The sequence below is a fragment of the Pseudomonas sp. C32 genome (genome assembly GCF_030417915.1).
Classification (GTDB): domain Bacteria; phylum Pseudomonadota; class Gammaproteobacteria; order Pseudomonadales; family Pseudomonadaceae; genus Aquipseudomonas.
On the sequence record NZ_JAUHUK010000003.1, the window covers coordinates 40,564 to 63,607 of the forward strand.

General features: G+C 59.3%; 19 protein-coding genes and 1 pseudogene. 3 read left to right on the forward strand and 17 right to left on the reverse strand.

What is annotated here, in order from left to right; translation table 11 throughout:
• The first annotated feature begins 96 nt into the window (after positions 1–96).
• Positions 97–1,419, forward strand: a complete 1,323-nt coding sequence (locus tag QYH43_RS04125; protein ID WP_301156433.1) for a DUF1329 domain-containing protein — start codon at positions 97–99, stop codon at positions 1,417–1,419.
• 23 nt (positions 1,420–1,442) lie between these two features.
• On the opposite strand, the gene QYH43_RS04130 is transcribed toward QYH43_RS04125, so the two are convergent.
• The 6 genes from QYH43_RS04130 to QYH43_RS04155 all read right to left on the reverse strand — a co-directional run bounded on the left by QYH43_RS04130 (position 1,443) and on the right by QYH43_RS04155 (position 5,402).
• The gene (locus tag QYH43_RS04130) at positions 1,443–1,943 is read right to left on the reverse strand and encodes a hypothetical protein (protein WP_095060430.1); all 501 of its coding nucleotides are present in this window, start codon (positions 1,941–1,943) and stop codon (positions 1,443–1,445) included.
• Entirely contained in the window at positions 1,936–2,805 is an 870-nt protein-coding gene (locus tag QYH43_RS04135; RefSeq protein WP_301156434.1) for a transcriptional regulator, read from the reverse strand. Before QYH43_RS04135 ends, QYH43_RS04130 begins: the two co-directional genes overlap by 8 nt.
• A 118-nt stretch (positions 2,806–2,923) precedes the next feature.
• On the reverse strand, positions 2,924–3,424 hold the full coding sequence (locus tag QYH43_RS04140; protein WP_301156435.1) for a GNAT family N-acetyltransferase: 501 nt from the start codon (positions 3,422–3,424) through the stop codon (positions 2,924–2,926).
• A 94-nt stretch (positions 3,425–3,518) separates the two neighbouring features.
• Positions 3,519–3,689 carry a hypothetical protein gene (locus QYH43_RS04145; RefSeq protein WP_159953411.1) on the reverse strand — a complete coding sequence of 57 codons (171 nt, stop codon included), beginning with the start codon at positions 3,687–3,689 and terminating at the stop codon, positions 3,519–3,521.
• Positions 3,690–3,732: 43 nt separating this feature from the next.
• On the reverse strand, positions 3,733–4,062 hold the full coding sequence (locus QYH43_RS04150; RefSeq protein ID WP_301156436.1) for a DUF6124 family protein: 330 nt from the start codon (positions 4,060–4,062) through the stop codon (positions 3,733–3,735).
• A gap of 884 nt (positions 4,063–4,946) precedes the next feature.
• A complete protein-coding gene (locus QYH43_RS04155) occupies positions 4,947–5,402 on the reverse strand; it encodes a YMGG-like glycine zipper-containing protein (RefSeq protein ID WP_301156437.1) in 456 nt (151 codons plus the stop codon).
• Between the two features lie 288 nt (positions 5,403–5,690).
• Here QYH43_RS04155 and QYH43_RS04160 point away from each other — a divergent pair, with 288 nt between their 5' ends.
• Positions 5,691–6,797, forward strand: a complete 1,107-nt coding sequence (locus QYH43_RS04160; RefSeq protein ID WP_301156439.1) for an RHS repeat-associated core domain-containing protein — start codon at positions 5,691–5,693, stop codon at positions 6,795–6,797.
• A gap of 121 nt (positions 6,798–6,918) precedes the next feature.
• Here QYH43_RS04160 and QYH43_RS04165 read toward each other — a convergent pair.
• A pseudogene (locus QYH43_RS04165) lies at positions 6,919–7,365 on the reverse strand (NAD(P)H-dependent oxidoreductase); the annotation flags it as partial.
• Positions 7,366–7,458: 93 nt separating this feature from the next.
• On the opposite strand from QYH43_RS04165, the gene QYH43_RS04170 reads away from it, so the two are divergent.
• Positions 7,459–8,595 (forward strand): RHS repeat-associated core domain-containing protein, encoded by a 1,137-nt coding sequence (locus QYH43_RS04170; RefSeq protein ID WP_301156441.1) that lies wholly within the window; start codon positions 7,459–7,461, stop codon positions 8,593–8,595.
• A gap of 144 nt (positions 8,596–8,739) precedes the next feature.
• Here the strand turns inward: QYH43_RS04170 and QYH43_RS04175 are convergent, their stop codons facing one another.
• The 10 genes from QYH43_RS04175 to QYH43_RS04220 form a co-directional block, all read right to left on the reverse strand.
• Positions 8,740–9,450 (reverse strand): NAD(P)H-dependent oxidoreductase, encoded by a 711-nt coding sequence (locus QYH43_RS04175; protein ID WP_301156442.1) that lies wholly within the window; start codon positions 9,448–9,450, stop codon positions 8,740–8,742.
• 87 nt (positions 9,451–9,537) lie between these two features.
• Positions 9,538–10,953, reverse strand: coding sequence for an aldehyde dehydrogenase family protein (locus QYH43_RS04180; RefSeq protein WP_301156444.1), 1,416 nt, complete (start codon positions 10,951–10,953; stop codon positions 9,538–9,540).
• Complete coding sequence (locus QYH43_RS04185; protein WP_301156445.1) at positions 10,946–12,136, reverse strand: pyridoxal phosphate-dependent aminotransferase; 1,191 nt, start codon at positions 12,134–12,136, stop codon at positions 10,946–10,948. Before QYH43_RS04185 ends, QYH43_RS04180 begins: the two co-directional genes overlap by 8 nt.
• A gap of 24 nt (positions 12,137–12,160) precedes the next feature.
• Positions 12,161–13,768 (reverse strand): 5-guanidino-2-oxopentanoate decarboxylase, encoded by a 1,608-nt coding sequence (locus QYH43_RS04190; protein WP_301156446.1) that lies wholly within the window; start codon positions 13,766–13,768, stop codon positions 12,161–12,163.
• Between the two features lie 10 nt (positions 13,769–13,778).
• Complete coding sequence (locus QYH43_RS04195) at positions 13,779–15,878, reverse strand: acetate--CoA ligase family protein (protein ID WP_301156447.1); 2,100 nt, start codon at positions 15,876–15,878, stop codon at positions 13,779–13,781.
• Positions 15,879–15,896: 18 nt separating this feature from the next.
• Positions 15,897–17,057 (reverse strand): acyl-CoA dehydrogenase family protein, encoded by a 1,161-nt coding sequence (locus QYH43_RS04200; RefSeq protein WP_095060408.1) that lies wholly within the window; start codon positions 17,055–17,057, stop codon positions 15,897–15,899.
• Positions 17,058–17,138: 81 nt separating this feature from the next.
• Positions 17,139–17,930 (reverse strand): enoyl-CoA hydratase/isomerase family protein, encoded by a 792-nt coding sequence (locus QYH43_RS04205; RefSeq protein WP_095060406.1) that lies wholly within the window; start codon positions 17,928–17,930, stop codon positions 17,139–17,141.
• Positions 17,931–18,396: 466 nt separating this feature from the next.
• Positions 18,397–19,809 carry an amino acid permease gene (locus QYH43_RS04210; protein WP_301156448.1) on the reverse strand — a complete coding sequence of 471 codons (1,413 nt, stop codon included), beginning with the start codon at positions 19,807–19,809 and terminating at the stop codon, positions 18,397–18,399.
• 208 nt (positions 19,810–20,017) lie between these two features.
• On the reverse strand, positions 20,018–22,273 hold the full coding sequence (locus QYH43_RS04215; protein WP_301156450.1) for an ATP-binding protein: 2,256 nt from the start codon (positions 22,271–22,273) through the stop codon (positions 20,018–20,020).
• Entirely contained in the window at positions 22,270–23,043 is a 774-nt protein-coding gene (locus QYH43_RS04220; RefSeq protein ID WP_301156451.1) for an ABC transporter substrate-binding protein, read from the reverse strand. Before QYH43_RS04220 ends, QYH43_RS04215 begins: the two co-directional genes overlap by 4 nt.
• Between the last annotated feature and the right edge of the window lies 1 nt (position 23,044).

A 23,044-nucleotide genomic window follows, 5' to 3' on the forward strand; every position in this document is an offset into this window, starting at 1 on the left:
AAAAGCGCCCCCTATTCGGGGGCGTTTTAATGTCCGCACTAAAAAGCTCCGCCTGAGTCACGCGATGTTTGGTACGCCGAGCAGGAGAATAACAATATGAAATTCGTGAAAAGTCTTGTGACTGCTTCATTCCTGACGACACTGGCCTTTGATGCACAGGCCTTGGTAACGAGTCAGGAAGCGTCTGAACTGGGCGCCCGCCTCACTATGGTGGGGGCTGAAAAAGCCGGGAATGCCGATGGTTCCATCCCGGCATACAGCGGAGGCCTGACCACTGCGCCGACCGGTTTCAAGACCGGTGACAGCATGCGCCCGGACCCCTATGCAGGCGAGAAACCGCTACTGGTCATCAACGGCAAGAACGTTGATCAGTACAAGAGCATGTTGACGGAAACCACCGTCACATTGGCCAAGCGTTTCCCCGACTACCGCATCGACGTTTACCCGACCCACCGCACGGCATCGCTGCCGCAAGCGGTGCTGGACAATAGCCGCAAGAACGCCACCGACGCCCGGTCACTCAATGGCGGGCTAGCGTTCGATAATGTATTGCCTGGTGTGCCGTTCCCGATTCCGCAATCGGGTGCCGAGGCGATGTGGAATTTCCTGCTGCGCTACCAGGGCGTCAACACCCGTTCCAAGTACGATTCCTGGAGTGTCGACTCGGCGGGTGTGCCGAGCCTTGCTGTCACCGGCGAGGCATTTGTCTCGTTTCCGATTTACGAGAACATGTCGAAGCCGATCAACAACTCCGACATCTACTACCAGTTGAAACTGTCCTACACCGGACCTGCGCGGCGTGCCGGCGAGTCGATCATGCTCAAGAACGCCACCAACCCACTGCAGCGTCCCGGCCGCGCCTGGCAGTACATGCCGGCCCAGCGCCGGGTCAAACAGATTTCGATCCTGGCCTACGACACCCCGAACCCCGGCACCGCCCGTGCCCTGGAACTGTATGACTGGACGCTGGTGGGCAAGAAAGAAATGATCGTGCCCTACAACACGTACAAACTGACCTATGCCCGGGATGCCAAGTCGCTGACCACCCCCAACTTCATTTCCCCGGACTTCGTACGCTGGGAAAAACACCGGGTCTATGTCGTGGAAGGCAACCTCAAGCCGGGCGCAAAGCACATCTACCAGAAACGCCGTTTCTACCTGGATGAAGACACTTGGGCCGCCGTCGCCTCCGATCAGTTCGACACCCGTGGTCAGCTTTACCGTGGTTCCTTCGCATTCCTCAGCCAGAGCTATGACGAGCAGGTCCCGGATGCCACGCCGTTCATGACCTACGACCTGTCCCTCGGCACCTACAACATTAACGGCGTGGTCGGTCCCCATGGCGGAATCCACTACATCCAGCCGTTATCGACGGCGCAGTGGGTACCAGAATCCATGGCGGGCGCCGGCGTTCGCTGACGCGGATCGGCCCAGCCGATGCGTTACCTTTTCGAGCATAAGATGAACATGTCATTGCCATCGTCGAACAGGTAACGCGTCTGCGACAACGACCGCACCCAGTAGCTCAGGCTGCTGTCGGGGCGAAAAATAAACATGCTCAACCTGCCTGACAAATCAGCAATCGGGCTGTCGGCTTCGCCCTTGGCACCGCGCATCACATTGAGCTGCAAGCGCTGCTTCTGTTGAGCCACTTCAAAGGCACTGTTGCGGTGGATCGTGCCGATTTCAGCCCCGGTTTCGGCATCGACCAATTGGGCGATCATGCGCATATGGCTGATCCCGTCGGGGCTCAAATCCAGCCTGAAACGCGTCGTCAACCAGGCCGGACGCACGCCGGAAGACGCTTCATGCGCGCTCTCCCCCGTGCACCAAAGGTCCAGCCGCGCATCACGCTCTGCTGTCCACCGGCCCAGCGCCACACCCAACAGCCCCAGAACCACGAAGGCCAGGCACCACGCTGCATTTTCCGCGCGTCTAGTCATTTTGTTTTACGCCTATGCAGCGGCTGTCGGCGTTCTCCAGTTCGCCATCGCACAGGATCTGATCCGCCCCACGACGCGACGGTAACAGGTACAGGTGGATGTTTTGCGCCGAGAGATCCAGCAACTCCGCCAGTTTTCGACTGTGCTCGACCATCCGTTGCAGATGGGGCGCTGCCAGAATTTGCACGTCTTGAGCCGAACGATGCACGTGCACGTCCCCCATGGTCACGGGCGCAGTGAATTCGGGCGCTGGCGCATCAACGGACAGTCCCCATCCCAGGTTGCCCAGCAGGAATGCCAACGCGCCCCACACGGGCAACGCGAGCCATAGGCCCCAACGCCGTTGCGGTGTCACAGGACTTACGGGCGATGGCGCAGGATCGGTGTCGGCCGCGGCGTGTGTCGGCGGCATCGACCGGCACGCAATCACCTCTTCTGCCTGATCGACCGGGCTTGCCACCGGCGATGCATCAATGGGGATCGCGCTTTCAACGGCATCCGCGTTATCGATTGGCAGGCCCGGCCACTCCTCGACGCGCACACCATCCGAGAGCTTGTAACCGATGCGGGGCAGCGTCTGGATGAAGTCCCGATCAGGTTGCAGTTTCTCCAACGCCAACCGCAACTGGCGGACCACCTGGGCCAGGCTGTTGTCGGTCACTTCCAAACCGTATTGGCCCCATGCCCCGGACATCAGATCGCGTTTGCGCACCACGGAACCACCGGACCTGAGCAGCATCGCCAGGCAACGGCTGGCGATTGCACCTACCCGCAAGGGCTCTTCACCAGCGGTATCAAGCCGAAACAAGAGGAAATTGTCTTCGTCGAATACCAGTTGTTTATCAATTAGCACGAGGCCCATAGCGCCTTTCCATACTTGGCAATTCAACAGTCTGGTAATTCAAGTCTGCTTTGCGGTCTTTAGCAATGTTGTCCCGGATTTGACGGCAATCGATTGAGCTTCGGTGAAGCACTTTCGTTTAGATCGACAGAACGAATCGACACTCGCCCGCTGTTTTGTCGGTACAAGCAGGTTGCTCAAGCAGGAAGCCGCAGCGATCAAGTACTTTTCTGGAACCGACATTTTCCTCAAACACGTAAGCCACCAGCTGCGTTAGTTGCCAGCGCACCTTGGCCTCCTGGATCAAATGTCGAAGCGCCAGGGTGGCAAGCCCCTGCCCGCATGCGCCCTGATCGATCCGATAACCGACTTCCGCGCGGCCCGTCAGTGCGTTTATGCACTTCAGATTGGCGCGGCCCACTATCCGCTCGTTGGCGTCTTCGATAACGAATGGGTGCCAGGCGCCCACTGCAAACCCGGACAAATAGCCTTCGATATGCTCGGCGACACCCTGCTCGGAGTAAAAATCGAGGTCGCGCGCATCGATATGCGATTCGAACCATGCGCGGTTATGCGTTTCGAACGCCAGCAGCGCCTCAACATCGGTACGTTTGAGCTCGCGAACGCGAAATGACTTCATTCAACACATCTCCATTTTTTGCGGCTGCATTTAATCGGCTCGCAGGGCTGCATTAATGCGCTATACCCAATAACGCCATCACGCAATTGATCCTCTACTGGAGGTTGGCAATGCGGCACTGTTGATCGCGACGAGCCTCACCGGCACCGTGACCGTCGTGGTCGATCAAACCAACGTTGACTTTTACATCACCGGCGTACCCACCGGAACCCTCTTGCCCCAGCAAACCCGGCCCCGTCGCGTATGCGATGAACGATAAGGTCATCACCAAAAGCGTCGCAGCCGGGCGCAAACCCGGCCGAATGCTGTCAGGGCCGCTCCGGCGGTTCGAGCTGATCCAGCGCCCGGTTCACCGCCAACTCTCCCAGCATGATCACTTGTGCGATGCCCAGCAGCGCGTTGCGCCTGGGCCCGTCGATCTGGTCCGCCAGATCCATGGTCATGACATTGGCCGACGCCAGCGACTCGCAGGCATGGGCCAGCAGGGTTTCGATATCGAGCGTTGGGTCGACGATGAACATGGAGTTGAGTTTGCGTGGGATGGCCATGATGCTGGCGCCCGCGTCGAGTGTGTTGGTGGTGGTTTCGTTGAGGGATGCGGGGTCGGTGTCTGGGGGGTTGGGGGTGACTTTGAACATAGTGAAACTCCTTGTACCGTAAAAGGAGCCATCACTCTGACGCTACCAAACGTAGGGTGGTGGCCATACGCAGGTTGGTAGACCGGGTACAAGGAAACCGGCGCGCCCGAGGACGCCCTGTGCATGGCCACCATTGAGCAGAGCTGAAAAAGACTGCAAATAGTGACGTGCTGCACCTTGTAAATCCGGGCTACCAAACCCGATCGCTGCTGTTTTTTCAGCGACCGGCAAACGATAAAACCCGGCGCCAAGGCGCACAAGCCGGCGGATTCTGGCGTAGCTGTAGGCAACTACGCAAGCTGCTGTAGCTTGCGAGAAGTAACGTCCTACCCCCCTTAAACAAACCTGCAAACACAAAACCCTGTAGGAGCAAGCTTGCTCGCGATAGCGATCTATCAGACACATAAATACTGAATGTGCCGCCACCATCGCGAGCAAGCTCGCTCCTACAAGGGATGTTGGTGATCTTCCTAGATGTGAAGCTGCAAACACAAAAACCTGTAGGAGCGAGCCTGCTCGCGATAGCGATCTATCAGACACATAAATACTGAATGTGACGCCACCATCGCGAGCAGGCTCGCTCCTACAGGGGATGTTGGTGACCGTCCTCGATATAAAGCTGCAAACACAAAAACCTGTAGGAGCAAGCTTGCTCGCGATAGCGATCTATCAGACACATAAATACTGAATGTGACGCCACCATCGCGAGCAGGCTCGCTCCTACAGGGGATGTTGGTGACCGTCCTCGATAAAAAGCTGCAAACACAAAAACCTGTAGGAGCAAGCTTGCTCGCGATAGCGGTCTGTCAGACACATAAATACTGCATGTGCCACCGCCATCGCGAGCAGGCTCGCTCCTACAGGAGGGTTGGGTGAATGTCAGCTCAAGGATTGATCTGATACCCCTTGCCCTGCAGACAACTGTTGTAGGCCGTCGTGGTATTGGCCGCCGAGGTTTTCTCCTCTTCGCGGCGATCCTGACGTTGACGCGAACCACCGACAACCATGCCGGCCGCCGCAGTCTCCTTGGCCCGGTCCTGGCGCACGTCCTGTTTCACATCACTGTCCACACGATCATCAAACTCCTCGTGCTGATTACTGCGCACGCCCGACGCCACGGCCCCAGCCGCCGCCCCCGCCGCCGCGCCCTTGACCCGCCCACCGGACGACGAAGAAGACGTCGATGCGCTCTGACTGTTGGCGATGTTCTGGCATTCGGTCATGTCCGTCTGCGTTTGCTGCGAAGTCTGCCCCTTCAACGGCACGACCGTCTGGGCCCATACCGGGGCACTTAAAATCGACAATACGACGCACAGGCTAACCGGCGAAAACCTTTTCATAATGAGCTCCGACAGGCCTGCCGCACGGGGCAAGCCTCAGGTCTAGTGGCAAACGGCAAGCGACCACACGCGTCGCCATGCCGATCAAGTGAAACAACCATTAAGTGTAGTTCACTGCCGCTCACCTTCCGCTCCGTCGATCAGGCGTCTATACAGAAATACGGGTTTACAGCGCCTCAATACGCGAAAACTTAAAACTATCCACCTACCAGTTCTGCTAGTACCCACCCCTAACAATCGGGTCGATACTGAAGCACCGCCAGACATTGGAAGACAGGAACACAACCGATGCCTACCTCACCGAACACCTTGCTCTGCCAGTATCGATATGACCCACTGGACCGCCTAATCGGACAAACCCGGTCAGGCACTCCAGTCCACCAACGCTTCTACTGCAAAAGTCGCCTGGCCACGGAAATACAAGGGGCAACTGGCCGCTCCATCGTCCAGGCCGGCGACCAGTTGCTCGCGCAACAACAGCGTCAGGGCGATGCGCTCGACACCACGCTATCAGCGACAGACATGCAACGCTCGATCTTGCAAACAATCAAACCCAACCATCCACCCCAACCCGTGGCCTATTCCCCCTACGGTCATCATCCTGGGGAAAGCGGGTTGAGCAGTTTGCTGGGCTTCAACGGTGAGCGACGGGATCCGGTGACGGGGTGTTATTTGTTGGGGAATGGGTATCGGGCGTTTAATCCGGTGCTGATGCGGTTTAATAGTCCGGATAGTTGGAGTCCGTTTGGGAAAGGGGGCTTAAACCCTTATGCATACTGCTTGGGAAACCCCATCAATAAAACAGACAGCAACGGGCATGCAGGCTACAGCATATCAAGTATTGTTATAGCTAAAAAAATATCAAGAAATTTTAGACTTAATAAAATCTTGCCAAACAGGCGGCAAATCCAGACGCCACACTTCAGCATGAATCCAACGGAAAGACTGAAAGCTTCCGACGAGCTTCTCCAAATTTACGATGATTTTAGCAAAATAGATTCACACCAAGATCGTGTTTTCAATTTAGATTATGAAAACCGAAAAACGCCAAATTTGAAAAACCTAAGTGCAGGTGTCGTGAATCAGTTTAATTTGCGAACAGATGGCCTGCCCGTCACTTTGCAAAAATTTGCCAAGACTCCTCACTTACCATATGACTCCAGCGACTTGCTTGAGGTACTTAAAAGCAACCCCGCCAAAAATATGGAATTCGACATAAACTCACTTCTGTCGAATTATCCTTTAACGCATTCATCCGGCCGCTCAATAAACCCAACAACCATCAATGCATACAGAGATAGAATAAACCATGCAGTCGATAATGTTAGGGAGGAAGTCATAGAGAGGCATGGCGGACTTTTATACCGAGTAACTGGCAGGGTTTATTATGGATAAACTTTTTAAGACGCAATGATTAATTCCATAGCATCACGCTGCACTATCTAAGACAGCGAAGTCACTACCGAAAGGTATCCACTAGCCCCATTGTGTGGGGCTGGCGGATCAAACAGTTAGTTCAGGCATCCGCTGACAGTGGGTAAAGATGTTCATCAAACTCCCCCAACTTCGGAAACACCAACACCTGCTCATCACTCAAATGCTGCAACCGTTGCCCATACTCAACCAAAAACTGCTGTCGCGCCTCTTCACTGATATACGGCACATGCCAAGCCACAAACGGCGCGAGCACCTCAAACCCCACATACGCCAGCGTCCCCCGCAAAATCGGCCGCAACATATCCTCCAGCGGCCCATGAATCGCGCCTTCGCCGAACATATGTTCCCGCCCGCCCAGGGTCACGGTCACCAGCGCCTTCTTCCCCGCCAACCCGCCCTGATCGTAAAACCGCTTGCCGCCGTAGCAAATGCCCGACACCAGCACCCGATCAATCCAGCCCTTGAGCATGGCCAGGGCACAGAACCAGAAGATCGGAAAATTGAGGATCATCAAGTCGCCCCACACCTCACGTTACCTATCAGTTCTGCTAGTACCCACCCCAAACAATCGGGCCGATACTAAAGCACCGCCAGACATTGGAAGACAGGAACACAACCGATGCCTACCTCACCGAACACCTTGCTCTGCCAGTATCGATATGACCCATTGGACCGCCTCATCGGACAGATGCAGTCAGGGACGCCTGTCCACCAACGCTTCTACTGCAAAAGCCGCCTGGCCACGGAAATACAAGGGGCAACTCGTCGCTCCATCGTCCAGGCCGGCGATCAGTTGCTGGCGCAACAACAGCGTCAAGGCGATGTGCTCGACACCACCTTGCTGGCCACTGACTTGCAACGTTCGGTCTTGCAAACAATCAAACCCAACCATCCACCCCAACCCATCGCCTATTCCCCCTACGGACATCATCCTGCTGAAAGCGGTTTGACCAGTTTGCTGGGCTTCAACGGTGAACGATGGGATCCGGTGACGGGGTGTTATTTGTTGGGGAATGGGTATCGGGCGTTTAACCCGGTTTTGATGCGGTTTAATAGCCCGGATAGTTTGAGTCCGTTTGGGAAGGGAGGATTTAATTCGTATGCTTACTGCTTAGGTGACCCCGTTAACTTCTTCGATCCCAATGGGCACTGGCCAACATTCAAACTATCAAAACTTATGTTCTGGAAAAGCAATTCAGCTGCCAATATAGCAAAAGGAGCCAAAACAACTAACCCCACGAACAGGTTTAACTACTCTGATTTTTTAGATCTGACATCACCCTCACTCTCACCTGAACAACTAGCCAAGCAACAAAAATTCGCACATGAATTTGGTTCAAAGCCTGGCAGGCAGCTAGAATCCCTGGCCAACAGCCGAGGAGACAACGCCATAGAAATCTGGGATCAAAAACACGGACTTCATTACATGCGAGGACACGCTGGTGACAGCATCGGTGACTCATCACTGTATGATGTAATTAGTTCAGGCTTGAGAGGCGAACTTAATGGCGTCTTACCCTCTAGAGCGATGAAGTATTCAATTCAAGTGTCGGAAGGAACAGAATTTTTAACGACAAGCCGCAAACTAATATCAAAATCGGATAAGTTTTGGGGCAATAAAATCAACATGGCTAGGCAAAACGAAATATATAGACAGGCTGACGTGCCTTTACCTGACATCTTTCGTAAGCATGAGCGCTATGGATATATTTCTGTCAAAGTAAAAGCCAAAAAGATCCGTTTTAAAGGTTTCTAGGCCGGTGACTGAAAACAGCGAGAACGAAACTAAAAAATACAATAACCGAGTTTACTCGTGATTTCGGCGAATCAGCCAGCATTGATATAAAGGCTGATGGCCTAATCGCGAGAAAACTTGCTGCTTCAAGGGTTGTGGGGTTAGTTAGGCATTCCTGGTGAGCGGATAGAGTTTATCGTCAAACTCCGCCAACTTCGGAAACACCAACACCTGCTCATCACTCAAATGCTGCAACCGTTGCCCATACTCAACCAAAAACTGCTGCCGCGCCTCATCACTGATATACGGCACATGCCAAGCCACAAACGGTTGCAGCACCTCAAACCCCACATACGCCAGCGTCCCCCGCAAAATCGGCCGCAACATATCCTCCAGCGGTCCATGAATCGCGCCTTCGCCGAACATATGCTCACGCCCGCCCAGGGTCACGGTCACCAGCGCCTTCTTCCCCGCCAACCCGCCCTGATCGTAAAACCGCTTGCCGCCGTAGCAAATGCCCGACACCAGCACCCGATCAATCCAGCCTTTGAGCATGGCCGGGGCGGAGAACCAGAAGATCGGGAAGTTGAGGATCAGCAGGTCGGCCCACAGCAGTTTGTCGAGTTCGGCCTGGATGTCTGCCGCGAGCGACTGGCTTTTCACGCCCAGGCGTTGTTCCAGGGCATAGACCAGGTATTCCGGATTTTCCCGGTTGGAGAAGTCGGCGTCGCTGGCCACCGGGTTCCAGTTCATTTTGTAGAGGTCGCTGACCTGCACTTCGTGGCCCTGGGCTTCGAGGGTGGTGACGGCCTGGTCACGCAGGGCGGCGGTGAAGGATTGCGGCTCCGGGTGAGCGTGGACGATCAGTACTTTCATAGGGGTTCCTTAGCATTGTTCCAGCGTATCGGTTGAAGGTATGGAGTAGCGATATCGGTGGTAATGAACGGTTTGAATCACCAACCGTCACACCTGAATTGCCTTGACTTCGACGAACTCGTTCAGCCCCTCCTCTCCCCATTCGCGCCCGTTACCCGACTGTTTGTAGCCACCGAACGGCGCTTGATAATTGAACGCCGCACCATTGAGGAAACACTGACCGGCGCGCAGTTGACGCCCCAGTTGCAAGGCGCGCTCAGGGCTGCCGGCCCAGACACCGCTGGACAAGCCGAACGGTGAGTCGTTGGCGATCTGGACCGCTTGCGCCTCATCGTTGTAGGGAATCAGGCACAGCACCGGGCCGAAGATTTCTTCCTGGGCGATGCGCATGCGGTTGTCGACGTCGGCGAACAGCGTCGGGCTGACATAGAAGCCGCGCTCGAATGCAGGCGCGGCATCACCGCCACACAGCAGCCGCGCACCTTCCTCCTGGCCGACCTTGATGTAGTCAAGCACGGTGCGTTTTTGCCCGGCCGAACACATCGGCCCGAGGAAACTTTGCGGGTCGAGGGGATCGCCCATGCGCAAGCGGAGGGTTTCTTCGAGTGCCAGTTCCACGGCTTCGGCATAACGACTGGCCGGCAACAGCATGCGGGTCAACGCCGTGCAGGTCTGGCCGGAGTTGATCATCACGTCCTGCACGCCGTAGCGCACAGCGGCCGCCAGGTCCGCATCCTCGGCAATCAGCAGCGCCGACTTGCCACCCAGTTCCAGGCACACACGCTTGACCGAAGGCGCCGCCGCTTGCGCAACCCGCACGCCTGCGCCGGTCGAACCGGTAAACGACACCATGTCTACGTCCAGGTGTTTGGCCAAGGCTTCACCGACTTTCGAGCCCGGCCCGCTGACAAGGTTGAACACCCCGGCCGGCAGGCCGATGTCTTCGATCATCTGTGCCAGCAGGAACGCGTGCAGGGGCGTTTCCTGGCTCGGCTTCACCACCACCGTGCAACCGGCGGCGAGTGCTGGCGCGAGTTTGCCGATCAACTGATGCAGCGGGTAATTCCACGGATTGATGAACGCGCAGACGCCGACCGCTTCGCGGATCACCAGCGAGTTACCGACTTCGCGCACTTCGTCCATCAAGCCGGCGAGTTCGACGTATTGCTCAAGGCCCGCGATCGGCCCTTCGACCTGCACCGAGCGGCACCATTGCACCGGCATGCCCAGTTCCGTGGTGATGACTGCGGCCATCTCATCGGCGCGCTTGCGCAGTTGATCGGCCAGAGCGCGGATGTAGCCGGCCCGCACGCTGGACGGCGTGCGCGACCATGAATCGAACGCCCGACGTGCAGCCGCCACGGCGTTTTCGACGTCGAGTTCGTCCCCCAGCGGGACGCTGCCGCAGATTTGCTCGGTGGCTGGGTTGATCACCTCGGCGACACCCTGCCCCGACGGTTTTTGCCAGCGGCCATTAATAAACAGTGCCTTGTGATCAAGCATCGACCAACGCCTCCATCAGTTCTTCAGCACAACGGGCAATACGCTGGCAGGCATCACGCAACGGTTCGGCGCCAACCACCAGGCCGAGGCGTATATGCCCCGCCGCGCTCGGCCCGAAGGCTTCGCCCGCCAGGACCGACACGCCGTGACGATCCAGCAAGCGGTCGGCAAACGCCTGGGCACTGAGCCCGGTTTCGCGGATATCGACCATCACGAACATTCCGCCATCGGGTTTCAGGGCGCGTAAGCCTGGGCAATCGGCCAGGCTGTCGCACACCAGATCGCGGCGCTGGCGATAGGCTTCGCGCATGGCGTTCAGTTCCGGCAGGTCGTTTTCCAGCGCAATGACGGCGGCGTCCTGAATGAAATCCGGCGAGCCGTACAGCATGCACAGCGCCAGGTTTTCCAGATGCGCGGCCAGGGATGGCGGCGCCACCACCCATCCGACGCGCCAGCCGGTCATGGCATGGGATTTCGACAGGCTGTTGACGGTCGCGGTGCGCTTGGCCATGCCCGGCAGGCTCGCCGGGCTGATGTGCTCGCCTTCAAACAGCAGTTCGCTGTAGACCTCATCGGAAATCAGCCACAAATCGTGGGCGATGCACAGTTCGGCCAAGGCTTGCCACGTGCTGCGCGGCAGGCTCGCGCCGGACGGGTTGTGCGGGCTGTTCAAGGCCAGCGCCCGGGTCCGTGGCGTGATGCGCGCAGCAACGTCCTCGGGTAGCACGCGAAAACCGTTTTCCGAACGCACTGGCACCGGCACCACCACCGCGCCGCAAGCACCGAACACCGCTTCGTAGGTGACGTACATCGGCTCGGCGACGATCACTTCGTCGCCCGGGTTCAGCACGCATTGGGCGACGCTGAACAGCGCGCATTGCGCCCCGGCCAGCACGGTGACCTGATCCGCCGAGACGGTTTGGCCGCTGCGTTGCTGGTGACGTTTGGCGATGGCTTCACGCAGGGCGCGCTTGCCGCGCACCTCGGCGTAATGGGTGTTGCCATTCAGCAGGCTGTCGATAGCGCCCTGCACGATGGGTTGCGGCGTGTCGAAATCCGGATCGCCCACGGACAACAGCAGAATGTCTTCGCCTTGCTCGCGCAGCGCCAGGGCGCGGTAGTGAATCTCCCACGCGGCGGCGCCGTCACCGGCGATTCGTTGAGTCAGATCGGAAAAGCGCATGGCTTCATCCCCTTGAAATACAGATCAATGCGCACAGGCATGCTTGAGTTCAATCAGCGTCACGCCGTTGCGTTTGAAGCCGTGGCGCAAGTCGGTTTGCAACTCGGCGAGGCTTTGTGGCTGGGTCACGGTGCAACCGAAAGCGCGGCCGAGGGCAGCAAAGTCCGGGTTGCGCGGCAGTACGCCGATGGGCTCGATATCCAGGCCGATCATGTCGTCGCGGATTTGCCCCAGCGCGTCGTTGTTCCACAGCAGCACCACCAGCGGGCTGTCCAGTTCTTCAACAGCGGTGGCCAGTTCCTGGGCGGTGTAGAGGAAACCACCGTCGCCCACCAGCACCAGACCCGGCCGTTGCGGTGCACCAAACTTGGCGCCGATGCCGGCCGGCAGGCCGTAACCCAACGTGCCGTAGCCGGTCGGGTGCAACCAGCTGCGGATGGCCAGGCTGTCGAAGGCGTAGTTGCCGGTGTAGGCCAGTTGGGTCATGTCGGTGCTGATGAACGCGTTGTCCGGCAGCTCGGCGGCGATACGGTCGAGAATCGATTGATGGATCGACTGCAACGGGCCATGGCTGGCCTTGACCGCTTCACGCAGGACGGCGACCGAGGCAATCGCAGCGCTGGCATCGCGCACCTCGGACGGTAGACGCTCAAGCAAGGCACTGAGGGTTTGTTGTGCGTCGCCGTGCAAGGCAACCGCACACGGGTAGAAGTCATTGAACTTGCGCGGATCGATGTCGACGCGCAGCAGTTCGGCGTTCAGTGGCAGGCGTTCGCGCCAGTAATCGGTGTCGGCCATTTCGGTGCCGACCGCCAGCACCACATCGGCCTCGGCGATCAGGTTCCAGCCGGGTTCTACGCACAGCGATGAACCGGCGCTCAACGGCGCATCCGGTGGCAGCAGGCCTTTGCCGGCGACACTGGTGAACAGTGGCGCGGCGAGACGGGTGCTGATTTCTTGCAGTTCAGAAGTCGCATTCAGCGCACCACCACCGGCGATGATCATCGGGCGTTTGGCAGCGTTGAGTTTGGCCACGGCTTGATCCAGTGCCGTGGAAGAAGCCGGGCCGCGACCCGGGCGACGCACCACTTCATGGCTCCAGTCACGGGCAATCGGTGCCGACAACACGTCCAGCGGCACCGAGATGTGCACCGGGCGCGGACGCTCGCTGTCGAACACCGCGTAGGCACGGGCGATCAGTTCCGGCAGGTCTTCAGCGGTCAACGCCACGGCAGAGAACGCGGTGATCGGCGCGGTCATTGCTCGCTGGTCCTGACACTCGTGCAGGCTGCCCCAGCCCTTGCCCAGGCTGGCGCTGTGGTTGACGCTGGAAATCACCAGCATCGGAATCGAATCGGCATAGGCCTGGCCAATGCCGGTGGCGGCGTTGGTCACGCCGGGGCCGGTGATGATGAAGCACACGCCGGGCTTGCCGCTGACCCGCGCATAGCCGTCGGCCATGAAGCTGGCGCCCTGTTCATGGCGGGTCAGTACGTGACGAATGCCGCTGCCGGGCAAGCCGCGGTACAGCTCCAGGGTGTGCACGCCGGGAATACCGAACACGGTATCAACGCCGTAATTGGCCAGCAGACGCACCAGCGCCTGGCCACCGGTCAAGGTTTTGCTTTGCATGTTCATGTCCTCACGCATGGCCGAGGCGAATCAACGCGTCGACCGCAGTCGTGCCCTGGGCACCGACCAACAATGGGTTCACATCGAGTTCCAGCAGGTGTGCGGCGTTTTCGCAGGCGTAGTCCGCCACGGCGCGGATGGCGGTCACCAAGGCGTCCAGGTCAGCAGATTCGCGACCCCGGAAACCTTGCAGCAACGGCGCACTGCGCAGGCTGAGCACGGCATTACGGATCGCGCCGTCAGTGGTCGGCAGCAACAGGCTGCGACTGTCCTTGAGCAATTCCACCAGAATGCCGCCTGCGCCAATCACCAACGCCAGGCAAAAATCGTTTTCGCGCTTGATACCGACGATCAGTTCCGCCAGCGGCGGCTTGGCCATCGGTTCCAGCAACACTTGATCGAACGGCACGCCCGGCGCGTAAGCGGCAATGCTGGCCGTCATTTTTTCAAGCGCAGCGCTTATTGCCGCGCCGTCCTTGAGGTTCAGCGCCACGGCACCGGCCTCGGTCTTGTGCGGCAATTGTGCGCTGACCGCTTTCAACACCAGCGGATAACCCAGCGAATCCGCGTCTTTCAGCGCATTGACTACCGTACTCAGAACGCCGTTGGGCGTCGGCAGGCCAAAGGCTTTTAACGCCTGCTTGGAATCCCACTCATTGAGCAACTGCCCTTCGCCGTACAGCGCTTGCGGGCACAGCGGCACCAACGTCGATTCGCCCAAGGCCAGTAACGCCTGACGATTACGCTGATAGCCCGCGATGCGCCCCCACGCGGCCAAGCCGTCTTCTACGCCTTGCAGCGCCGCCACACCTTGCGCATGCAGACGCTCACGGGCATGGGCCGGCAGCAATTCAGGGAAGGCCGAGGTGACAAAACCGGTCTTGCCGTGGCGTTGCAGTGCCGCGCAGTAAAGCTCCAGCAGCAGGTCGCATTCCTTGCGCTCACCGGTGAACTCCGACGGGTAGTCGAGCACCAGCATTGCGGCGTCCGCTTCGGTGCGCAGCGCGCTGTCGAGCATGCGATTCAAGGCTTCGCCATCGCCCCAGATCGCCGTGGTGAAATCCAGCGGGTTGACCAGGTTGGCGTAGGTCGGCAGCACTTGTGCGAGTTCGCCGACCTGGCCGTTGTCGAGTTTGGGCAGGTCCAGCTCGTTGCGTTCGGCGTAATCTGCGATCAGTCCCGCATCGCCACCGGAACAGGCCAGCGCGATCAGGCGATTGCCCGCCGGCAAGTTGCCACACGCCGCCGCTTTCAGGGTTTCGACAAAACTCACCGGGCCGCTGACACGGATCACGCCGAGACGGTCGAACAGCGCGTCGTACAGCGCATCGGAGCCGGACAAGGAGCTGGTGTGACTCAGCGCCAGTTCGGCGCCAATCTGCGACACGCCGGTTTTCAGCGCGATGATCGGGATGCCCTTCTCCAGCGCCTTGTGCGCGGCGCGGGCAAAACCCGGCACGTTCTTCAGACCTTCCAGATGCAGGCCGATGGCGGTGACCCGAGGTTCGTCGAGCAACACGTCCATCAATTCGGCCACGCCCAGTTGCGCCTGATTGCCAACCGACGCCATGTAGGCCACCGGCAGCGAGCGGTCGCTCATGGACAGGTTGTAGGCGAAATTGCCGCTCTGGGTCAGCACCGCGACGCCCTTCTCCACCGCTTTGCCGCCATGGGCCACCGGCCACAGCGCGGAACTGTGCAGGTAGTCGAGCAGGCCGTAGCAGTTGGGGCCGAGCAAGGCCATGTCGCCGGCGGCTTCCAGCAGCTTTTGTTGCAGTGCCTGCCCCTCGGCGCCGGTTTCGGCGAAACCGGAGGCGTAGCAGATCGCGCCACCTGAACCGATGGCGGCCAGTTCGGCGACGCAGCTCAGGGTCAGTTCGCGGTTGGTGGCGATAAATACCGCATCCGGCCCGCACGGCAGTTGCGCGATGCTGCGCACGCACGGCACGCCTTCGAGGCTGTCGTGCTGCGGATTGACCAGCCACATCTGCCCTTGGTAGCCGCCCTCGGCACAGCGCTTGAGTGCGCGCGCCATGCTGCGGCCGCCGACAAACGCCACGTGTTGCGGCGCGAGCATGCGTTTGAGGTTGTCACGAATGGTTTGCGACATGGGAGTTCTCCGGGCCAATCAGCGCAGCAGCGGACGCAGCAATTCGCGGGAAATGATGTGGCGCTGGATTTCCGAGGTGCCTTCCCAGATCCGTTCGATCCGTGCGTTGCGCCAGATGCGCTCCACCGGACCTTCATCCATCAGGCCCATGCCGCCAAAAATCTGCACCGCTTCATCGGCGGCGCGTCCCAGCACTTCACTGGCAAACAGCTTGGCCATACCGGCCTCGCCATCGGTCATGGTGCCTTGGTCCATTTTCCACGCGGTGTGCAGGGTCAGCAGTTCGGCGGCACGGATTTGCGTGGCCATGTCGGCCAATTTGAACGACACCCCTTGGTAGGTGCCAATCGGCTGGCCGAATTGCTTGCGGTCCGCCGCCCATTGCAGCGACACGTCCAACGCACGTTGCGCCTGACCGACGCAGTTGGCGGCGACCATCACCCGTCCAGCGGTCAGCCAGGCGTTGGCCACGTCCCAACCCTTGCCGACTTCGCCCAGCACTTTGCTGGCCGGCACGCGGCAGTCGTCGAAGAACATTTCGAAGGTGTGATAGCCACGGTTGCTCACGCACTTCGGTCCACGGCGAATGGTCATGCCCGGGGTGTTGCGGTCAACCAGGAACGAGGTCACGGCGTTGCGCTTTTTGCCGTTGTGTTCGTAGGTGTCGGTCACCGCAAAGACGATGGCGAAATCGGCATGACCGGCATGGCTGATGAAGTGCTTGCTGCCGTTGAGGATGAAGTCGTCACCCTCACGCACGGCACGGGTCTTGATCGCGTTGGCGTCGGAACCGGCACCCGGTTCGGTCAGCGCGAAACAGTCGATTTTTTCACCCTGGATGCACGGCAACAGGTAGTCGTTGATCTGGTCGCCGGTGCAGGCCATGAGGATTTTAGACGGCCGCGCGACGAACACGTGCAGCGCCCAGGACACCTTGGACAGCTCACGTTCGATCAGCGCCTGGGACAGGTAGTCCAGACCGCCACCGCCCACTTCTTCGGGCATGTTGAAGGCATAGAAACCGGCGGCGATGGCCTTGCCGCGAATCTGTGCAGCCAGTTCCGGGGAAACCTCGTCGGCACGGTCGACTTCTTCTTCGTAAGGCAGCAGTTCCTTCTCGACGAAGCTGCGTACCGAGTCCACCAACATTTCTTGTTCTTGGGTCAGTTGGAAATTCATGCTGCTACCTGTTGTTCGTTCACAAAGAATGGTGTGCGAGGCTGAAGGCGATCGCTGGCAAGCCAGCTCCTACAGGTCGTGTCAGCGGCCGATGAAGCGTGCCGGGCGTTTTTCCATGGCGGCGCGCAGGGCTTCGGTGCCGTCTTCGCTGCGACCGCAGAGCAGGCCGGCGGCGAGCTCGGCTTGCAGTTGTTCCGGCAGGCTGCGTTCGGCGCCTTCACGCATGAGCTTTTTGGTCTGGGCGAAGGCGAAGGTCGGGCCGCTGGCCAGGCGTGCGGCGAGTTCGCTGGTGACCGTCAGCAGTTGATCGTCGGCACAGACCTCGCTCACCAGTCCGGCATTCAAGGCACGGTCGGCGCCCCACAATTCATCGAGGAACAGCAGGCGCTTGGCCTGTTCGCTGCCGATCAAACGCGGCAGGTGCCAACTGGCACCGGCGTCTGGCGAGTAGGCCATGCTGGTGTAGCCGGCCTTGAAGCGTGCCGATTGCCCGGCGATGCGCAGGTCGCAGCACAGGGTCAGGTCCATCCCGGCGCCGACGGCGGTGCCGTTGATGGCGGCGATGGTCGGTTTTTCCAGGCTGTGCAGGCGGGTCATCAGAGCGTGGGCGGTTTCGGTCCAGCCGTAGGTTTCCAGCGCGCCACGGGCTTCGGCGTCGGCCCATTCATCAAGGTCGGCGCCGGCGCAGAAACTGCGGCCGCTGCCGGTCAGCACCACAACGCGCACGGCCGGATCGGCGTTGAAACCATCGAGCAGCGCGTGAAGGTTTTTCAGGGTCGGGATATCGAGCGCGTTGCGCTGGGCAGTTCGATTAAGGGTGATCCAGGCAACGCCTGCTTCGACCTGGCTGAGCAGCGACGATTGAGTAGTCATGGGGATCCTCGAATTATTTTGATTGGTCTGAGGTGATGCGACTTGAGGCCATACTAAACGAGTGTTCAGTAAGGCGGCAATCGGTGAAGAGATGAGCTGTAACAGGCTCGAAAAATCTATAACACATTGGTTTTATTGAATTATTTCAAAATTGTCGCGCATGAGGCACAGGCGCCGTTACAACTTCGAACAACTGGTGACACGCGGTCCTTCCCTCCCACAACCCCCTATAGGAGCGAGCATGCTCGCGAGGGACGTAAGACCACAGTGGGAAACCAGACAGCCCGCGTTATCGTTGACGACCATCGCGAGCAGGCTCGCTCCTACAGGGAATCTGCGGAGTGCATAGAAGCTGGGGATGTCACAAAACACTGTAGGAGCCGGCTTGCTAGCGATGGCGGCATCACATTCAACATCGCTGTTGATGGGTACGCTGCTATCGCCAGCAAGCCGGCTCCTACAAGGATCACGCAGTCGGCAAGCTCGGGGCCAACACGCCCTGACGCTTGCGGTGAAGCACGAAGTACGCGCCATAACACAGGGCAATAAACCCAAAGCCCCAGTACAACGACGGCCGTTGGGTTTCATCCAGTGCCAGGAACACGAACAGCGAGCAGCACAGCGTGATGCACATCAGCGGCAGCACCGGGAACCACGGCGCACGATATTTCAGGTCGCTGAGTTTGCCGCCCTCACGCAGGTAGGCCTTGCGGAATTTGTACTGGGCCAATGCGATGACAATCCAGGTCACGGTGCCCGACATCCCGCTCACCGCCATCAACACCATGAACAAAGTGTCAGCAGCCACAAAACTGGTCATCAACGACACCAGCGCAAAGCACAAGGTGATGCTCAGCGCTCGCAATGGCACGCCACGCTTGCTCAGCGACGACAGGCTTTTTGGCGCCATGCCGGTTTTCGACATCGCCCACAGAATCCGCGTCGAGGCATACAGGCCGGAGTTGCCCACCGACAGAATCGCCGTAAGGATCACGAAGTTCATCAGGTCGGCCGCGTACGGAATGCCCACCATGTCGAACACCTGCACGAACGGACTTTCCATCAACCCTGCTTGCTGCCACGGCACGATGGCCGACAGCACGATGATCGCCAACACGTAGAAGATCAGCACGCGGAACACCACGTTGCGCACGGCGCGGGGAATGCTTTTTTCAGGCTGATCGGTTTCGCCGGCGGCCACACCCATGATCTCGCAACCCTGGAACGCATAGACCACGGTCATCATCACCGCGAACACGGCCGACAAGCCGTTGGGGAATAACGAATCGCCGATCAGGTTGGTCGCCATCGGCGCGGGTGCGCCACTGCTCAGGGGCATCACGCCGAAGATCACCAGCACGCCGACCACGATGAAACCGAGAATGGCCGCGACCTTGATCCCCGAAAACCAGTACTCGGCTTCACCAAAGGCGCGGGTCGCCATGGCATTGATGCCGAACAGCACCACCACGAACAGCGCCGACCAGTACCAGATCGGCACCGCCGGGAACCAACGCGTCATCAACATGCCGGCAGCGGTGAATTCCAGGCCCACGGTGGTGGCCCAACTCATCCAGTAGACCCAGCCGATCATGAAGCCGGTGGCCGGCCCGATGTATTTCGTCGCGTGAGTCTGGAAAGAACCGGACACCGGCATTTGTACCGACAGTTCGCCGAGGCAGACCATCACCAGGTACATCAGGAAACCCGCGACCAGATAAGCCAGAATCGCCCCGACCGGACCGCCCTGGTTGATGGTCACGCCCGAGCCCATGAACAGCCCGGTGCCGATGACGCCGCCCAACGACAACATGAAGATGTGCCGGCTCTTGAGGGCGCGGGTCAGTTGGATGCCTTTATGATCAGTATTTTCGTTCATGTCGGCACCTCAGCAGTCAGTGAGGTGCGCAGCGCGCGACGGAACGTCACGGCGCAGGGAGGGATCAGCTTTACGGCAATTCATTATTATTATCTCCAATAAGCTTCGAAGACCGCGCTGCGGCGGTTGCGTCGATTATTGGAAAGCGATGTAAGTTCGCGTTGACCGTAAAGATCGAAGTTGTACAAAGTCGTAACAAATTTGTACGTCAGCGTTGTAGCAGGTCGTCCAGAGTCTTCAGTGCGTGCTGCATTTGCCCCTGGACATGGGGCGACAACGCCTCGATGGCGGATTGATCATTGGTCAGCGCCGCTTCTTCCAGTGTTCGCAGCACCGAGGCCAGGGCGCGAAACCCCAATGAATCGCTGCTGCCCGCCAAGCGATGGGCCTGATGCCCTACCTCTGTGCAGTCATCCGCCGCGATGGCATCAACCAATGCCTCGCGGTGCTGAACGATCGCGTTGCGCAGGACCGCGAGCAGGCCCTGGACTTTTTGCTCGCCGAGCAAGGCGCGATGGGTTTGCAGCAACGGCCAGTCGATCGTCTCGTCGTCCGATACGGAGCTGGCGACTGGCGCTTGCCCCTCCAATACCTGACGCAGGTTTTCCAGCTTCAACGGTTTGGCCAGGATGCCGTCCATGCCCGCCTCCAGATAGCCGCGCACCAATGCCGGTTGCACGCTGGCCGTCAACGCGAAGATACGCGTGTGGCGATTCGGCCCTTCACTGTGGCGAATCCTTTTGCACAATTCGACGCCGCTGATCCCCGGCAAATGCACGTCCAGCAACAGCAGATCGAACGTCCGGGCGGCGCACTCAATCAATGCCTGTTCCGCGTCTTCGGCCAGCCATACCTGATGGCCGTCCCGTTGCAGCAGGCCCTCGACCACTTCGCGGTTGAGCGCCACATCTTCGACCACCAGAATCTTCAGCGCCGGCCCGACGGCGCGAACCGGCACCACCGGTGCGACACCGCTGGCCGGTTGCAACGTCAGTTCGAACCAGAAACAGCTGCCGCGCCCGACCTCGCTGTCGACGCCGATAATGCCGCCCATCTGTTCCACCAGATGTTTGCAGATCGCCAGCCCCAGCCCGGTGCCGCCAAAGCGCTGGGCCACTTCTTCGCTGGCCTGGGTGAATCGCTCGAAAATCTTTGCCTGCATGGCGGGCGCGATACCGATGCCGTTGTCGGTGACGCTGATGCGCAGCCGCTGCCCGGTTTGTTCGGGAGCCTGAGTGATCAAGGCGACCTCGACACTGACTTCGCCGTCTTCAGTGAACTTGATCGCGTTGGCCAACAGGTTGCTCAACACTTGCCGCAAAAACTGTTCGGCGCCGTGATGATGCTCGGCGACCCGCTGATCAATTCGGTGTAACAACAAGGTGTCGCTGCTCAACGCGCGCGGTTCCAGCAGCGTCAGCACTTCATCCAAAAGCTGTCGAAGCGAGAAATCCACCGGTTCTGGATGACTGACACCCTCCTCCAGCTTGGCGAAATACAGTACTTCGTTGAGGATGGTCAGCAAGCCTTCGCCGGCCTTGTGCAAGGCATCGAGGCGTTTACCGTCCTGCTCGTCCAGCCGCGCCGAACGCAACAGCTCGGCCATGCCGAGAATGCCGTTGAGCGGCGTGCGCAGCTCATGACTCATGGTCGCCAGGAATCGCGATTTGGCGAGGTTGGCCGCTTCGGCTTCGTCCTTGGCGCGCATCAGGCTGGCGGTGCGACGCTCGACCCTTTTCAGCAACTCATCGCGGTTGTCCTGCAGAGCCAGGCGATCGGTTTCCCGACGTTCGATGTCCCGCAGGATCGAGCGCCGCATGTCGTCCAGGGCATGGGCCACGGTGTCGATTTCATCATTGCCGCGACGCTTGTCCAGGTGCAGGGGTTCTTGCCAATCGCCGGCCGCGATGCGCCGGGCAAACCCGGCCATGACTTTCAGGTGCCGGGTGACCAGCCGATAAAACAACCCGGACAGCGCCACGGCGAGACCGCACAAGAACACGGCCATCCACAACAAATTGGTCAAACCGGTGGCGTACAGGCGTTGATACACCGCGCCCAGATCGGTGCTGACTTCCAGTTCGCCAAGGTTGCGCAAGGGGCCGGACGGTGGCTGGTAATCCAACGCAAAGCGCTCGATACGCAACGGCCCGACGGGCTGCGGATTGCCTTGCACCAGGTCGAAATCCGGGCTGTTCAGGTGCACCCGCGCCACGTCGGAAAAGTCCACCAAGCCGCGCAACTGCACGTTCAGTTGTTCCTGGTTCAAGTCCCAGAGACTGCGTTCCAGACTGGCCAGGTACCCGGCGCGAATCAGCTCCATGCGCGAATCGATGTCGCGCATTTCCCGTCGATACTCGATGTACAGCTGCACGCTGCTGGCCAGCACGGTGAAACACAGGCTGAACAACAGAATGAACAACAACAGGCGCCGCAGCAGTCCACCCGGCCGGGCGCGAATCATTGCGCGTTCGCCGGCAGGTTGATCATGTCGCGGTAGGTCACTTCACTTTCATTCAGCCAGCGCTCGATATCACCGGCGTCGGCCATGCGCTGCAACTGCTGATTGATGTCCGGCATTCGGCTGGCCAAGGGCGATTGGCGCGAAACGGCCACGCGCAGATAGTCCACGCTCAAGGCTTTGGGCAAGGCGACAATGTCTTGGGCGCCGGGCAGGTTTTCCACGTAGAGCTGGCCCGTTCGGCGCTCCTGGGTGATGAAGTCGATGCGCCCTCGAATCAGTTTGCCGAAGTTCTGACGGCTGTCAGAGACCCATTCGATGTTGTTGTGTCGGGCAACCATGCGGTCGAACTCCACGCCGTAGCTTTCACCGAACAATAATCCACCCCGGTAACGCGCGAGGTCGTCGAGGGTTTCGAACTTCACCGGGTGCTGCCGATTGACGAACAACGCCACTTCTTCACGCAGTACCGGCACCGTGGAAAACAGCATGCTTTGTTCCCGTTGCGCCGTGCTGTAGGCCAGGACCACATCCACGCGACCTTCGGCGACATCGAGCAGGCAGCGCTTCCAGTTTCCCAGCACGACGACTTCGACGTCGTATCCCAATTGGCCGAACAGATTTTTCACCACGCTGGGTGCCAGGCCACGTACGTGCGTGCCGTCACTCCAGGAAACTGGCGGGTACACCGGGTAGTCGCAATAGCGGACCTTTTCGCTCGCCAGGGCATTACCCGCGACGACCGCCAACAACAGGCACAGCCATCGCCCCATG